This is a genomic window from Luteibacter sp. NPDC031894, assembly GCF_050273135.1.
GTDB lineage: Bacteria > Pseudomonadota > Gammaproteobacteria > Xanthomonadales > Rhodanobacteraceae > Luteibacter.
Genome location: NZ_JBNNMV010000004.1, coordinates 241,180 through 254,754, shown reverse-complemented (window position 1 = coordinate 254,754; position 13,575 = coordinate 241,180). Strand labels below are relative to the sequence as shown.

The 13,575-nt window shown below is 67.6% G+C and carries 14 protein-coding genes; 8 read left to right on the top strand and 6 right to left on the bottom strand.

Annotated features, from left to right (window positions below):
* Positions 1-8: 8 nt before the first annotated feature.
* Positions 9-1,166 carry an AI-2E family transporter gene (locus ACQKIE_RS13240; protein ID WP_427459962.1) on the top strand — a complete coding sequence of 386 codons (1,158 nt, stop codon included), beginning with the start codon at positions 9-11 and terminating at the stop codon, positions 1,164-1,166.
* Entirely contained in the window at positions 1,163-1,873 is a 711-nt protein-coding gene (gene hda, locus ACQKIE_RS13235) for a DnaA regulatory inactivator Hda (RefSeq protein WP_427459782.1), read from the top strand. Before ACQKIE_RS13240 ends, hda begins: the two co-directional genes overlap by 4 nt.
* Here hda and ACQKIE_RS13230 read toward each other — a convergent pair.
* Together ACQKIE_RS13230 and ACQKIE_RS13225 are read right to left on the bottom strand one after the other, a co-directional pair.
* Positions 1,870-2,913 carry a metallophosphoesterase gene (locus tag ACQKIE_RS13230; protein WP_427459780.1) on the bottom strand — a complete coding sequence of 348 codons (1,044 nt, stop codon included), beginning with the start codon at positions 2,911-2,913 and terminating at the stop codon, positions 1,870-1,872. The two genes, hda and ACQKIE_RS13230, sit on opposite strands and share 4 nt — an antisense overlap.
* Positions 2,914-3,044: 131 nt before the next feature.
* Positions 3,045-3,848, bottom strand: a complete 804-nt coding sequence (locus ACQKIE_RS13225; protein WP_427459778.1) for an inositol monophosphatase family protein — start codon at positions 3,846-3,848, stop codon at positions 3,045-3,047.
* A 134-nt stretch (positions 3,849-3,982) separates the two neighbouring features.
* On the opposite strand from ACQKIE_RS13225, the gene ACQKIE_RS13220 reads away from it, so the two are divergent.
* Positions 3,983-4,747 (top strand): RNA methyltransferase, encoded by a 765-nt coding sequence (locus tag ACQKIE_RS13220; protein ID WP_427459776.1) that lies wholly within the window; start codon positions 3,983-3,985, stop codon positions 4,745-4,747.
* Positions 4,748-4,758: 11 nt separating this feature from the next.
* Here ACQKIE_RS13220 and ACQKIE_RS13215 read toward each other — a convergent pair whose 3' ends face one another.
* Both ACQKIE_RS13215 and ACQKIE_RS13210 read right to left on the bottom strand, forming a co-directional pair.
* Entirely contained in the window at positions 4,759-5,370 is a 612-nt protein-coding gene (locus ACQKIE_RS13215; protein WP_427459774.1) for an exopolysaccharide biosynthesis protein, read from the bottom strand.
* 56 nt (positions 5,371-5,426) lie between these two features.
* Positions 5,427-6,746: a hemolysin family protein gene (locus tag ACQKIE_RS13210; RefSeq protein WP_427459772.1), complete on the bottom strand. Its 1,320-nt coding sequence runs from the start codon at positions 6,744-6,746 to the stop codon at positions 5,427-5,429.
* A 114-nt stretch (positions 6,747-6,860) separates the two neighbouring features.
* On the opposite strand from ACQKIE_RS13210, the gene ACQKIE_RS13205 reads away from it, so the two are divergent.
* Together ACQKIE_RS13205 and ACQKIE_RS13200 are read left to right on the top strand one after the other, a co-directional pair.
* Positions 6,861-7,490 carry a DUF47 domain-containing protein gene (locus ACQKIE_RS13205; RefSeq protein WP_306849739.1) on the top strand — a complete coding sequence of 210 codons (630 nt, stop codon included), beginning with the start codon at positions 6,861-6,863 and terminating at the stop codon, positions 7,488-7,490.
* A 13-nt stretch (positions 7,491-7,503) separates the two neighbouring features.
* The gene (locus ACQKIE_RS13200; protein WP_427459770.1) at positions 7,504-8,628 is read left to right on the top strand and encodes an inorganic phosphate transporter; all 1,125 of its coding nucleotides are present in this window, start codon (positions 7,504-7,506) and stop codon (positions 8,626-8,628) included.
* 32 nt (positions 8,629-8,660) lie between these two features.
* On the opposite strand, the gene ACQKIE_RS13195 is transcribed toward ACQKIE_RS13200, so the two are convergent.
* Positions 8,661-9,065 (bottom strand): hypothetical protein, encoded by a 405-nt coding sequence (locus tag ACQKIE_RS13195; protein ID WP_427459768.1) that lies wholly within the window; start codon positions 9,063-9,065, stop codon positions 8,661-8,663.
* Between the two features lie 77 nt (positions 9,066-9,142).
* Between ACQKIE_RS13195 and ACQKIE_RS13190 the strand changes: the two genes are divergently transcribed.
* Complete coding sequence (locus ACQKIE_RS13190) at positions 9,143-9,511, top strand: MGMT family protein (RefSeq protein WP_427459766.1); 369 nt, start codon at positions 9,143-9,145, stop codon at positions 9,509-9,511.
* 2 nt (positions 9,512-9,513) lie between these two features.
* On the opposite strand, the gene ACQKIE_RS13185 is transcribed toward ACQKIE_RS13190, so the two are convergent.
* Entirely contained in the window at positions 9,514-9,804 is a 291-nt protein-coding gene (locus ACQKIE_RS13185; RefSeq protein WP_427459764.1) for a hypothetical protein, read from the bottom strand.
* A gap of 174 nt (positions 9,805-9,978) precedes the next feature.
* Here ACQKIE_RS13185 and recQ point away from each other — a divergent pair, with 174 nt between their 5' ends.
* Both recQ and ybaL read left to right on the top strand, forming a co-directional pair.
* Positions 9,979-11,793, top strand: a complete 1,815-nt coding sequence (gene recQ / locus ACQKIE_RS13180) for a DNA helicase RecQ (RefSeq protein ID WP_427459762.1) — start codon at positions 9,979-9,981, stop codon at positions 11,791-11,793.
* Positions 11,794-11,845: 52 nt separating this feature from the next.
* On the top strand, positions 11,846-13,510 hold the full coding sequence (ybaL, locus tag ACQKIE_RS13175; RefSeq protein ID WP_427459760.1) for a YbaL family putative K(+) efflux transporter: 1,665 nt from the start codon (positions 11,846-11,848) through the stop codon (positions 13,508-13,510).
* The last annotated feature ends 65 nt before the right edge of the window (positions 13,511-13,575 follow it).

Below are 13,575 nucleotides of genomic sequence, written 5' to 3'. Positions count from 1 at the left end.
GCATGACCATGAACCACGACACCTCGCGCCGCTGGCAGCTGCTGGCGATCGCGGCCGTCATCATCTTCGTGATCTGGCTGCTGGCGCCGGTACTGATGCCGTTCGCCCTCGCCGCGATGCTCGCCTACCTCGGCGACCCGCTCGCCGATCGCCTGCAGCGCGTCGGCATGGGCCGCACCTGGGCGGTGAGCATCGTTTTCGCCGTCATCTCTCTGGTCTTCATCGGCGTGCTCCTGCTGCTGATCCCGCTGATCCAGCACCAGTTCGAAAACCTCTCCGAGAACCTGCCCCATTACGTCGAGTGGGTGCGCACCACCGCGCTGCCCTGGATCCAGGCCAAGCTGCGCCTGGACGCCAACGTGTTCGACACCGACCGCCTGCTGGCGACGATCCGCGAGCACATCGGGTCGGTTGGCGGCATCGCCGCCAAGGCGGTGGCGAAGGTCACCGCGTCCGGCATGGGCGTGGTCATGTGGCTGACCAATGCGGTGTTGATCCCCGTCGTCGCCTTCTACCTGCTGCGCGACTGGGACACGCTGATGGCGCACATCCAGCGCCTGCTCCCACGCTCGATCGAGCCGACCGTTGTCCGCCTCGCCCGCGAGTCGGACCAGGTGCTCGGCGCTTTCGTTCGCGGCCAGTTGCTGGTGATGCTCGCCCTCGGCGTGTTCTACGGCCTGGGTCTCACGGTGATCGGCATCTCGATCGGTCCGCTGATCGGCATGGTGGCCGGCCTGCTCAGCTTCGTGCCGTACCTCGGCTTCATGATCGGCTTCGTCGCCGCGCTGATCGCGGCGCTCGTGCAATACGGCGACTGGACGCACGTCATCCTGGTCGCCGTTGTGTTCACCGTCGGTCAGTTGCTCGAGGGATACGTCCTCGTACCGCGCCTGGTCGGCGGCAAGATCGGGTTGCATCCCGTGGCGGTGATCTTCGCCGTGCTGGCCGGTGGTCACCTGTTCGGTTTCCTCGGTGTGCTGCTGGCGCTGCCCGCGGCGTCGGTCGTGGTGGTGCTGATGCGTTACGCCTTCACGCGTTACCGCGCGAGCGACCTCTATACGGAGCCGGCGGCGGGGGCGACGGTGGAGTCCGTCCAGGTGGAAGTGGACGTCGACGTGGCGGCGCCACCGGGACAGACGCAGGTTCCTCGCGACGTCGATCCATGACGAGCCAGCTTCCGCTTGCCTTGCGCTGGCCGCGTCGGCAGCGCTTCGAGCACTTCCGGGCGGGCGAAAATGCCGTCGCGCTGGAGGCCGTGCGCGCCGCGGCGACGGACGCCGCGGCGCCCTGGGTGTTCATGGCAGGTCCACTGGGCAGCGGCCGCAGCCATCTCCTCGTTGCCGCCTGCCAGGCCGCCATCGATGCCGGACGCACCGTGCAGTACCTGCCGCTGGCCGGACTGCGCGGCTCGCGCGCGGCGGCGATTCGCGGCATGGCCGGCAGCGACCTGCTCGCCATCGATGACATCGACTCCGTCGCCGGGGAGGGCGAAGCGGAGCACGCGCTGTTCGACACCTTCAACCGCTATCGGGCCGAAGGTTGCACGTTGCTGTTCTCCGCCCTGGCACCGCCCGCTTCCCTCGGAGTCGCCTTGCCGGACCTGCGTTCGCGCCTCGGTTCGCTGACCCAGGCGGTGTTGAAACCGCTGGACGACGCGGAGCGCAGGCACGTGCTGCGCGAGCAGGCCGCGGCGCGCGGCATCGAGCTCGACGACGCCGTGCTCGACTGGCTGTTCGTCCATCACGCGCGCGATCTCGGCACGCTGCTCGACCTCCTCGATACGCTGGACCGGGCGTCACTCGCCGCGCAGCGGCGAGTGACGGTGCCCTTCCTGCGCAACCTGCTGAAGGGCGAACCCTCGGCGGGACACTAGCCCTGCGGGATGCGCACCGTGCCGATCAGCCGCTTGCGCTCGGGATCGTTGTCACGCACGCCATAGACGCGCAGGACGGACACGTCCGTGTCGTGCTCGACGATCAGGTACGTGCGCTGCGATGCCGAGCCACTCAGGTACACCGGTACGCCGCCGATGCTGCGGTAATACCCGAGGGTCTGGTGATAATGCCCGGCGAACACGACGGCTACATCGTGTTCGGCCAGCAAGGTCGCCAGGGGTGCTCCATAGGTGGAGTCGGGATCGTGCATGTGCACGATCGCGAAGTCGAAGGGCCGGTCCGCTGGCGTGCCATAGGCGGGAACCTTGAGTTGCGTGTCGAGCAGGTTCTCGAGCCACGGAAGCGATGAGGTGACTCGATAGCTGGACGTGCGAAGACCGATCAGCGAGTCGAACGCGACCTCGTAGCTGGGATGGTTGTTGAGCTGCACGTTCAAAACACGCTCCATGCCGGCCGCGCGCACCGCGTAGGCAAGGCTCCCCACGTGATCGTTGCCGAGCAGGCCCGGGTAGGTCGTGAAATCGAACGAGACCTTCTCGCGCTTCCGTGTGACGTGGCGCACGAGGTCGTCGATGCTGTCACGCGCGCAGCCGTTGTTGTAGCAGCCGCTGCCGTCGTCCTGCCGGATATTGTTCTCGTAATCGTGGTTGCCGAGGCCGAAGTGCACGTTTTCACCAAGGATCGGAAGCAGTCGGGCCATCACGCTGCGTTGCCAGCCGTGGCCATAGGCGGTGATGTCGCCGTTGATGAACACGGGGATGTCCTCGCCGGGACGCGCCGCCCGGTAGGCGGCGATGCTGCGGTATTGCTCTTCGATCAGCGCCTCGGAACGCGCATTGCGGGCGTCCTCGCCCTCAGGTTCGTCCGCGTCGCTCGCGGGTGTCCATGGGTACTGCGGGTCGGACGTGACGACCATGCTGCGTACGTCGGCGTGACTTGCCGGAGCGAGGCCGGCCAGCGCGAAGGCGAGCGCGAAAGCGGCAGCGAGGCGACCGTGGCGCGTGGTGGGGGGAGTCATGGCTTTCCTTTCCGTCGGGGATACGGTCCGCGAACCTTCCGTTCGCAGACGGAAAGGTACCGGCCGAACCCGGAGCGGTATGTAGGAAAACCGGAAGTAGCGCCGGGGCATTGCCCCGGGCGCTTGTAGGGTTATGTCCCGAGCAGGCGTGGCGTCGCGTTGGCGCCGATGATCTCGGTCATGGCGGCGGCGACCTTGTGGTTGCCCGCGATGATGTTGCCGCTTTCCGGCAGGCCTTCGCGGCCCGCGAAGTCGCCGTAGACGCCGCCCGCCTCGCGGACGAGGAGGGCGCCGGCGGCGATGTCCCACACGCTGAGGCCCGGCTCGAAGTAGCCGTCGACGCGACCGGCGGCCACATAGGCCAGGTCGAGCGCGGCGGAGCCCATGCGGCGGACGTCCTCTGCTTCCTTGAGCAACGCGGCGGTCATGGCGAGCTGCGATTCGAGGTGGTTGCGCACGCGGTAGGGGAAGCCGGTGGCGATCAGCGCGCCGGTCAGCCCTTCCCGCTTGCCCACGCGGATGCGGCGGTCGTTGAGGTAGGCACCGTCGCCCTTGCTCGCGGTGAACAGCTCGTCGCGCAGCGGATCGAACACCACGCCGTACACCGGTTCACCCTTCTCGACGAGGGCGATCGACACGCTGAAGTGCGGAATGCCGCGCAAGTAGTTGTGCGTGCCGTCCAGGGGATCGATGACCCAGGTGAGCGGCCCCTTGCCGATCTGGCCGGTCTCCTCGCCCAGGATGGCGTGCGTGGGATAAGCGCGGTGCAGTTCCTTCACGATCTCCGCTTCCGCCAGGCGGTCGACCTCGGAGGCGAAGTCCATCCGCTGCTTCTCGACGACGGCGAGGCCCTCGATGCGGTTCATGTAACGCAGGATGATGTTTCCTGCGGAGCGCGCGGCGCGCGCCGCGACGTTGACGGCGGGTCTTGGCATGGGGCTCGGCTTGGCAAAAGAACGGGAGAGCGGTCGGAGCCGCATCGACCGGGAAGTTTACCACCCCGTTCCGCCTCGCCCAAGTCGTTGCCGTTGTAGACTTTCCGGTCCTCCCCCCGACCGTACCGCCAGCCATGGCCCTCTCAGAGCTCCACGACCGCCTCCGCTTCGTCCTCGTCCGCACCTCGCATTCGGGGAACATCGGGTCGGCCGCGCGTGCCATCCGCACGATGGGCTTCGACAGGCTAACGCTGGTGGCGCCGCACCGTTTCCCCGATCCCGAGGCCACGGCGCTCGCCGCGGGGGCCGACGATGTGCTCGGCCAGGCGGCGATCCACGACGACCTGGTCTCCGGTCTGGCCGGCAGTACCTTCGCCCTGGGCCTGTCCGCACGCCGCCGGGGCGTGAACCTCCCGGAGCTGGACCCTCGCGAAGGCGCCGCGCAGGCGATCGCCGCCGCGCGACGTGGTGAGCAGGTGGCGCTGGTGTTCGGCAACGAGCGCACGGGCCTGGAGAACGACGAGTTGTCGCGCTGCCATGCGATGGTCCGCATTCCCAGTGTGGACGACTTCAGTTCGCTCAACCTCTCGCAGGCGGTGCAGGTCGTGGCGTACGAGCTCCGGCTCGCGTCATTGGGCGAGGTCGTGGAGACACCCGTTGCCGACGTCGATCCGGACGAGGTTCCCGCGGATGCCGAACAGCTTGAGCGCTTCTTCACCCACCTGGGCGAGACGCTCGACGACATCGAGTTCCACAAGGGCCGTTCGCCCACGACGATCATGCTGAAGCTGCGCAAGCTGTTCCTGCGTGCCCGCCCGGAACTGCGCGAGCTGCGCATCCTGCACGGCGTCCTCGCCGATGCGCAGCGCATGGCCGCCATCGCCCATAAGAAAGACTGACGCGGCCGGCCTCAGAAGAGGTCGCGGAAGAATCCGGCCAGCGCGCGGCTGAAGGTGGCGGAAGCGATCACGATCGCGATCGTCGTCGCCCAGACGACGAGCAGCAAGGCGCCGTCCCGTTCGACCAGGGCGAAGGCAAAGGCGATGAGCATGCCGCCGAAGACGTAGTTGGTGAACGGGATCGGCAAGGCGAGCAGGATGCCCACGAGGATCATGATCGCGCCGGAAACGAAGGTGAAAGGCCGGCGCGTGAGTCGCTGCAGGCGCGGCTTGCAGATCTTTTCCAGGCGCCGGGTCATCGGCGCGATGCGGTCGAGGAAGCGCAACAGTCCCTCGCGCGACATCGTGCGCCGGCGGAGGAAGCCGGGTATCCACGGATGCTCCAGGCCGATCAACATTTCCAGCCCCAGGCCCACCACGAGCACGCCCATGATCCCGCCGATGCCGACCGGCACGGGGATGAAGTTCGGGATCGCGAGCAGCAGGAGCAGGAAGCCGAAGGCGCGTCGCCGCAGCGGATCGAGCAGTTGCTCGATCGTGATGCGCTCGCCAGGCGTGGCCATGAGCGCGGCCCTGAGGAGGGCGGCGGTTTTTTCCTCGCGGGGTTCGTCGTCCTGGGTCATGGCTCGAATGTGGCCGTCGCGGCTTGAACCGGCATTGAACCGGGCCGCCGCGGGGGTTACTCCTCGACGGCGACGTCGTCCGTCGCCACCGTACTGACCAGCACCTTGTCGATGCGCGCCCCGTCCATGTCCACCACTTCGAAGCGGTGGCCCTGCCAGGTGAAGGCTTCGCCGGCGCGCGGGATGTGCCCGAATTGCGTGGTGACCATGCCGGCCACGGTGCGGAAGTCGTGCGCTTCCTCGTTGGGCAGTCGCTCGAGCTGGAGCAGTTCGCGAAGGTCGTCCGCGGGCAGCGAGCCGTCGATCAGCCAGCTGCCGTCCTCGCGACGGACGATCGGCCCTTCCTGGTCGTCGTCGTCCGCGGCCGGCGCGGTGGCGCCGACCACGGCCGTGAGCAGGTCGTTCAAGGTGACCAGGCCTTCGATGTCGCCGTATTCGTCCACGGCCAGGGCGAGTTGGGTGTCGGCGTCGCGGAACGCTTCCAGCAGGTCCAGCGCGCGTGCCGCCGCGGGCACGAAGAGCGGCCGCGACACGCGGTCGAACAAGGCGACGTGGCCGCGCTCGAGCGACACGACCAGCGACTTGACCTCCACCGTGCCGACCACCTCGCTTTCATCCCGCCGGTAGACGGGGTAGCGCGAGAACTGCGTCTCGCGAAGGACGGCCAGGTTGTCCTCATGCGGGGCATCGATATCGAGCCAGGCGATCTTCATGCGCGGCGTCATGACCGAGCCCACGCTGCGGTCGCCCAGGCGCAGCACGCGGTTCACCATGTTGCGCTCGTCGCTGTCGAGGATGCCCTGCTCGGCGCTCTCGGCCACGAGGAGGCGGATCTCTTCCTCGGTCGCCGCGTTGGCGCCGACACGATGCAGTCGCAACACGCGCAGGATGCCGGTGGACAGATGGTTGAGCAGCCACACCATGGGCAGCGTGATACGCGAGACCACAAGCATCGGCACGGCGATCTGGCAGGCGATGCGTTCCGGGGCCGAGAGGGCGGCCCGCTTGGGTACCAGCTCGCCGACGACGATCTGGACCAGGGACATCAGGAGGAAGCCGAGCAGCCAGCCGACGATCCGGGCATACGGTTCCAGCCAGGCGGGGCCGCCGCCATGCACGATCGCCGTGAAGCGTTCGCCCAGGCTGTCGCCCGCGACCGCACCGGTGACCAGGATGATCAGGGTCATGCCGACCTGGACGGTGGAGAGGAACCGTTCCGGCGCCTCGGCCAGTTGCAGGGCCACGCGGGCGCGGCGGCTGTCCCGGGCCAGTTGCTTCAGGCGGCTCTTGCGCGACGCGACCACGGACATTTCGGACAGGGCGAAGAAGCCGTTGCCGAGGGAAAGGACGAGGACCAGCAGGATTTCGGTGAACATCGGGCGCTTATATAGCAGATGGCCGTGCGAAGCGCGCCCGCGCTCCGGCGAGGCAGGTCGCCCGTCAGTCCGGTAACATGCCGGTCACAAATCCCCCACGTTCCAGGCAACCCCATGTTTTCACTACAGACGATCTTCGGTAAGGGCGACAAGTTCTACGGCCTGCTCGAGGCGAGCGCCGAAGCCGCCCGCGAGAGCGCCAGGGCCATGCATGAACTGGTGACCCAGACCGACCGCACTCCGGTGATGGCCGCCTTCAGCACGGCGCGCGCCCGCGAGAAAGCCCTGCACGGGCAGATCGGCGAGGAACTGGTGAACACCTTCGTGACCGCGCTGGACCGCGAGGACATCGAGGCCCTGAACTCGGCGCTGTACAAGATCCCCAAGACGATCGAGAAGTTCGCCGAGCGCTACGTGATCGTCGCCGAACGCTTGCAAGGCATCGATTTCAGCCAGCGCGCGGCGCTGTTGGAGCGTTCCGCGGACGTCGTGGTCGCCATGATCGGCCAGCTGCGCCACGGCCTGAAGATCGATCCGGTGAAGAAATTGCGCGACCAGCTCCAGGCACTGGAGTCGGAAGCGGACCGCCTGCTCCTGGACCCCTATCGAACGCTCTACGCGGAAGCGTCGGACCCGCTGCGGGCCATCCTCGCCAAGGACCTTTTCGAGCTCGTCGAGAAAGCCGTCGACAAATGCCGCGATGTCGGCAACGTCGTCTACTCCATCGTGCTCAAGAACTCCTGACGGCGGGGCTCCCATGAGCATGGTCATCGCGGTCGTCCTGATCGCCCTCGCTTTCACCTATATCAACGGCTTCCACGACACGGCGAATTCCATCGCCACCGTGGTCGCCACCAAGGTCCTCACCCCGGGCCAGGCCGTGCTCCTGGCGGCCGTCACCAACCTCGCGGGCGCCCTCTGGGGCACCGCGGTGGCCGCGACGATCGCCTCGGGCCTCATCGACACCGGCGTCGTCGAAGTCGGTTCGCAGTTGCTGATCAGCGCGCTCCTGGGCGCGACCATCTGGAACCTCATCACCTGGTGGCTTGGCCTGCCGTCCAGCTCCAGCCATGCACTCGTCGGCGGTCTGTGCGGCGCGGCGCTGGCCGCGGCCGGCGACAACTTCCACGCGATCATCTGGTGGCAGGGCGGGGCACACTGGTGGCTCGGCAAGGGCGTGATCCCGAAGGTGATCGTCCCGATGATCGTGTCGCCGTTCCTCGGCTTCGCGATCGGGTTCCTCATCATGGGCGGCCTCTACGCGATGCTCGGATTCTTTTCCAGCCGCAGTGGTCCCCTGCGCCGTTTCGGGCGTACGCCGTTCGTGAACAGCTTCTTCGGCAAGGCGCAGATCGTGTCGGCGAGCGCCATGGGCCTCTCGCACGGCATGAACGACGCGCAGAAGAGCATGGGCATCATCGCGCTCGCCCTGGCCGGAGCCACGGCCGCAGGGCAGTTCGACCACCTGCCGGTGTTCCTGGAATTCCTGCGTATTCCGCACGATCCGGCCGCGGCGGGCGGCTTCCCGATCCCCATCTGGGTGAAGGTGGTCTGCGCCCTCACCATGGCGGGCGGCACCGCGGGTGGCGGCTGGCGGATCATCAAGACGCTCGGCCACAAGATGGTGAAGCTGCACCCGATCAACGGCTTCGCTGCCGAAGGCAGTTCCGCCGCGGTGATCCTCACGGCATCGATGCTCGGCGTGCCGGTATCCACCACGCACAACGTCTCCGCGTCGATCATGGGCGTGGGTGCCGCGAAGCGCTTCAACGCCATTCGCTGGTCGATCGTCGAACGCATGGTGTGGGCGTGGATCCTGACGTTGCCGATCACCGCGGGCATCGGCTACGGCCTGGTGAGGCTCGGTAACCTGTTCTTCTGATCCTGTAGGAGCCGCCATAGCGGCTCCTAGATTCAGAGCGCGTCGGCTTCGCCGTTGACCAGCTGTTCGAGTTGGTCGCCCGTCGCACCCAGTTCTTCGATCAGCCGGGCGAGCTCGCGCTCGTCGAGGTAATCGTACGGACGGTTCTCGCACAGGTGCAGGTACGGTGAGCCGTCCAGATCGGCCTCCGCGAGGTAACCCGTACGCTGTTCCCAGTTGAAGCGCAGGCAGCGACGGGCGTCCACGCCGGCGAGCGGGCCGATCGGTGTCGACAGGCGGAGGAAACGCTGGCCGTCGCCGTCCTCGAGTTCGGCGAGGTAGATGCCCTGGTGCCGCCCGTCCGGCAGTTCCAGATCGAAGCTGATGATGTAAGGCTCGTTCTGGCGGAGCTTATGGATGCCGCCGACATGGGAGCGTATCGCCTCGAAGTGTCGCATGGCTGTCGTCAACCGATCCGTCGTTGGGAATGCGGATGGTACCCTCAACGGCGTTCCGGAACATGCAGGAAACGACCATGACCGATGAAATGGCCGCCGACGAGGCCAGCGCGATCCGGGCGCGACGGATCATCGAGGCGGTCGCCGCCATCCCGAAAGGCCGCGTGGCCAGTTACGGCGCGATCGCCGCGCGCGCCGGCTATCCCGGGCGCGCCCGGCTCATCGGCAAGGTGCTGGGTGAGGCGCCCAACAGGCCGGACCTGCCCTGGCACCGCGTGCTGCGCGCTGACGGCCGCATCGGGATCCCGGCCGGCACGCGCGGATTCCGCGAACAGTGCCGGCGCCTGAAGGCCGAAGGCGTCATCGTGAAGGATGGTCGCGTGCCGATGAGCGCCTTCGGGCTGGATCACGACCTCGATCGCGCCATCTGGGGCCTGCCGGCGTAGGGCTACCGATACGTGACCTCGGTGAGCCGCCACGATCGCGTGGGATCGCGACGCAGCGCGTACTCGTAGAGCGGGACGTGGTCCAGGGCGTGCGTCCGACGACCGTCGACGGTGCGGACGGCGCCGTCGACGTCGTGGTCTCCCGGGCAGTCCAGCCGGCCTTCGCGCACGGGGCACGACCGTTCGACGATGGAGCCGGTGAACGCGATGCGTCCTCCGGCGGCACAGGCCGGCGAAGCGGCGATGAGGAGGCTTCCCGCGAGTACGGCGGCGGTAACGAACGCGCTGATCATGACATCCCCCCTTTGAGGATGAAGAGCCAGTTGGGGTCCCGGGCCGGGGCCGGCTCCATTAGCTACGAACGCGACCCGAAAGAAAACGACTTTCGTCGCAAAAAGACGTAGGTCCGCCTTCTTCACGACGTCGTCGCGCGGGGTCCGGTGCCCCCGGTTTGCTAGCATGGGCGGATGCAGTCCCAGGCTCTCGATCTTCTCCACTCCGTTTTCGGTTATCCCGGTTTCCGCGGTCAGCAGCAGGCGATCGTCGAGGCGGTGGCCGCCGGCGAGGACGCGCTCGTCCTCATGCCGACCGGTGGCGGCAAATCGCTCTGCTTCCAGATCCCGGCGCTCATGCGCCAGGGCACGGGCATCGTGGTGTCGCCGCTCATCGCGTTGATGCAGGACCAGGTGGATGCGCTCGGCGAAGCCGGCGTGCGTGCGCGCTACCTCAATTCCAGCCTCGATGCCGGCACCCAGCGCGAGGTCGAGGACCAGCTGCTCGCCGGCGAACTGGACATGCTCTACGTCGCGCCGGAGCGCCTGCTCACTGGCCGTTTCCTGGGTCTGCTCGATCGCATCCCCGTCGCGCTGTTCGCGATCGACGAAGCGCATTGCGTTTCCCAATGGGGCCACGATTTCCGCCCCGAGTATCGCGAGCTGGTGATCCTGCACGAGCGCTTTCCGGAGGTGCCGCGCATCGCGCTGACCGCCACGGCGGACGAACGGACGCGCGAAGAAATCGTCGAACGGCTCAACCTGCACGAGGCGCGCCGCTTCGTCTCGAGTTTCGACCGGCCCAACATCCGGTATCGCGTGGCGCCGCGGCAGAACGCGCGCCGCCAGTTGCTCGATTTCCTCGACGCGCATCGTGGCGAGGCCGGCATCGTGTACTGCCTCAGCCGGCGCAAGGTCGACGAGACCGCGGCTTGGCTTTCGGAAGCCGGCATCGAATCCCTGCCATACCACGCGGGCCTCGATGGCGCCGTTCGCACGCGCCACCAGCAGCGCTTCCTGCGCGAGGAAGGCGTGGTGATGGTCGCCACGGTCGCTTTCGGCATGGGCATCGACAAGCCCGACGTGCGCTTCGTCGCCCACCTCGACCTGCCACGCAGCATGGAAGGCTATTACCAGGAAACCGGCCGCGCCGGTCGCGACGGTCTGCCCGCCGAGGCGTGGATGGTCTACGGCCTCGGCGACGTGGTCACCATGAGCCAGATGATCGCGCAGTCGGAAGCGGGCGACGACCGCAAGCGCGTCGAGCGGCTGAAGCTCGATTCGCTGCTGGGTTACGCGGAGGCCACGCGCTGCCGTCGGCAACTCCTGCTGGAAGCATTCGCGGAGGTCTACCCGGAGTCCTGCGGCAATTGCGACAACTGCCTGCAGCCCCCGAAGACCTGGGACGCGACCGTCGCCGCGCAAAAGGCGATGTCCTGCGTCTATCGCAGCGGCCAGCGGTACGGCGCGGGGCACCTCATCGATATCCTGCGTGGCGAGGCGGCGGACCGCGTGCGCGATCTCGGCCACGACAAGCTCACTGTGTTCGGCGTCGGTGCCGACATGGACGCGACGCAATGGCGCTCGGTGTTCCGCCAACTGCTCGCGGCGGGCCTCATCGAGGCCGATCCCGAGGGCTATGGCACCCTGCGCCTCTCCGCCGGCAGCGGACCGGTGCTGAAGGGGGAGCGCAAGGTATGGCTGCGCGAGGACGCGCGACCGGCGAAAGGGCGTCGCGCGACGCGTTCGGCTCCCGCGGTGGCGGGCGCGTCGCTGGGCATCGAGGCCATCGAGGAGCCGCTATGGAATGAGCTGCGCCGCGTCAGGTCCGAGCTGGCGAAACAACACGGCGTCCCTGCCTACGTCATCTTCCATGACGCCACGCTGCTGGCGATGCTCCGTGCGCTGCCCGCCAATGAGGACGAACTGGCGTCGATCAGTGGCGTGGGTGAGAACAAACTCAAGCGCTACGGCAGGGATTTCCTGGCGGTGCTGACCGCGGCGGGGTGATAGCCTTGGTCCGTGCCGCACGCGGCACGGGGGCCATCCACGAGGAGAATCAGTGCACGACGCCACGCCGCTCATCGCCACCCTCGTCGGTGGCCTCGTCCTAGCGTTCTTCTTCGGCGCACTCGCGGTCCGGCTTCGCTTGCCGGTGCTAGCCGGCTACCTCGTGGCCGGTGTCGTCGCCGGACCCTTCACCCCCGGCTATGTCGCCGATGCGCACATCGCGCAGGAGCTCGCGGACCTCGGCGTCATCCTGCTCATGTTCGGCGTGGGCCTGCACTTCTCGCTGAAGGACCTGCTGGCGGTCAAGTCCATCTCCATTCCCGGCGCCGCCGTGCAGATGTCCGTCGGCACCGGTCTGGGCATGTTGCTGGGCTGGCTGCTGGGCTGGCCGCTCGCGCAGGGTTTCGTCTTCGGCCTGGCCCTGTCGGTAGCGAGTACGGTGGTGTTGCTCCGCGCGATGGAAGAGCGCCGTCTGCTGGACACGGATCGTGGGCGCATTGCCGTGGGTTGGCTGATCGTTGAAGACCTCGCGATGGTGCTGGCGCTGGTTTTGCTGCCCGCAATCGGTGGCTTCCTCGGCGGCGGACACGAGGGTCCCGCGCCCACCGCCGCCGCGCTGATCGAGACCGTGGCCTGGACGGTTGGCAAGGTCGTGGTCTTCGTCGCATTGATGCTCATCGTGGGGAAGCGAGCCATTCCGTGGGTGTTGCAGGCTGTCTCGGCCAGCGGCTCGCGCGAACTGTTCCGCCTCGCCGTGCTCGCCATCGCGCTGGGCGTGGCCTTCGGCGCCGCGCGCCTGTTCGACGTGTCCTTCGAACTCGGGGCGTTCTTCGCCGGCATGATGATGGGCGAGTCCAAGCTCTCGCAGCGCGCGGCGGAAGAAACACTGCCGTTGCGCGACGCATTCGCCGTCCTCTTCTTCGTTTCCGTGGGCATGCTGTTCAACCCACAGATCCTGGTCGACAGCCCCTGGGTCGTCCTCGCCGCGTGCCTCATCATCATCGTCGGCAAGTCCTTCGCCGCCTTCGTCATCGTGCGCCTGTTCGGCCGCCCCACGAAAACGGCGCTGACCATCGCCACGAGCCTGGCGCAGATCGGCGAATTCTCCTTCATCCTCGCCGGCCTCGGTGTCACGCTGGGACTGCTGAGCGCCCAGGCGCGCGACATCCTCCTCGCCGCGGCCATCGTCTCCATCCTGGTCAATCCGCTGCTCTTCGCCATGCTCGACCGGTGGGTCGCCCGGCATGACGCGGATGCGCCGGAGGACCATCCGGACATGCCTGCCGGACATACCGTGCTGGTCGGTCATGGACGCGTCGGCCGCCGTGTGCTTGCGGAGTTGCAGGCGACGGGTACGCGCACGCTGCTGATCGAGTCCGACGAAGATGCCGTGCGCGAATTGCGCGAGATGCGCGAGCGCGGCGATGTGGAAGTGGTGATCGGCAACGCGGCCGCGGCGCCCGTGCTTGCCGAGGCCAATCTCCTGCAGGCCCGAGCGCTGATCGTCGCCGTCTCCGATCCGTTCGAAGGCGGGCAGATCGTCCGCGCCGCGCGGGCCCTGCGTCCGGACCTGCCGATCGTGGCCCGCGCCCATTCCCCTGAATGCGTGGGTCACCTGGATGCGCTCGGTGCCAGCGAAGTGATCTACGGCGAACAGGAAGTGGCGCGCAGCATGTTCGAAGCGGCACGGCCACGACGGGACGCTCCGTCACACTGACCGAGTGCGCGTTCCTGCGCACGCCTCCACACGTCGCGCTAACGACCCGGCCGCTACCGTAGGAC